Below are 1,167 nucleotides of genomic sequence, written 5' to 3'. Positions count from 1 at the left end.
TTTGGTTTATTATCGGCCGCGGTGTTCTAGGGGGCTTGCTCTTGGGTGGCTTAGCCTTCTATTTGCTTAAAAAGCGTCAGGCGAAAGAGGAAGAAGAGGAAGTTGAAGAAACAGAAATCCTGAGCGATCAGGATGTTGAAGAAATTGCAGAAGATGTAGAAACTGAAGCGAGTGCTGAGGTGGAAGAAGAACCCGAAGCAGAACCGGATGATGGCTTAGACTTTGTTGAAGAGCCACCCGAAGAAGTTCCAGTTGCCTCTCAGGAGCCAGAGGATGAGCCGCTTGTTGAGTTGGAAGAGGATGATGAGCCGCTAGTTGAGTTGGAAGAGGATGACGAGCCGCTTGTTGAGCTTGAAGAGGATGACGAACCTTTAGTAGAGCCTGAGCCTGAGCCTGAAGAGGTCGTGGACCTATCTACCGATGACTTAAGTGATGTCGCTCAGGAGCTTGAGCTTGATGAGCCGGAAGAGGCCGATGCGCTGGACATTTCCGGGGATGACGAGGACCTGGCTGCCGATATTGCTCAAGCGATTGAGGATGCTGCGGATGAGCCTGAAGAGGACTTGGAAAAGGAAATTGAAGATGCATTGGATCTAAGCGACCCGCTGGATGACGACGATGACGAAGAGTTCAACTTGGAAGACTTCGATATCGGTGACACAGATGACCTGCCCTCAGATGAAGAAAAGGATAAGGGCGCTTAATCTAAGCGTCTGCTGATGATTTTGTAGGGTGATCGGGCAAGGTTCGAGATAGATTTCAAAAGTGTTATCTTTTTCACGCTTTTTATTATTAAAGGACTTGCATGACAAAAATGCTCTCCCTATAATACGCCCTCACTCGATCTGAGGGCGTAACTCTCTGTAAATAATCGGGTTTTAAGAGGGGTGTTATTACTTCTCTCTTGTATGATCAAGTAAAAAATCACACCAGATTAAGCGGGAATAGCTCAGCTGGTAGAGCACAACCTTGCCAAGGTTGGGGTCGCGAGTTCGAATCTCGTTTCCCGCTCCAATTTATCTTTATTACCTATCGATCATTAAATTCGGCTCATTCTTCAGTCGAGACCTTCTTTATGGTCTAAACTTATTGCTATTTAGTACATTATGAATATCTGCGCGCCTAGCTTGGCTTGGCTTTTCGTAGAGCATTTGCATGATAAGATTT

The 1,167-nt window shown here is 46.4% G+C and carries 1 tRNA gene and 1 pseudogene; both read left to right on the top strand.

The features are described from left to right. Positions 1–704: pseudogene (locus A3763_RS27940) on the top strand (hypothetical protein); the annotation flags it as partial. 234 nt (positions 705–938) lie between these two features. Beyond that, positions 939–1,014: transfer RNA gene (locus A3763_RS02080), tRNA-Gly, on the top strand. Positions 1,015–1,167 lie beyond the last annotated feature (153 nt).

The organism is Oleiphilus sp. HI0128, from assembly GCF_001635365.1.
The sequence above is the reverse complement of the archived record's forward strand: the minus strand, read 5'-3'. Positions and strand labels throughout refer to the sequence as shown.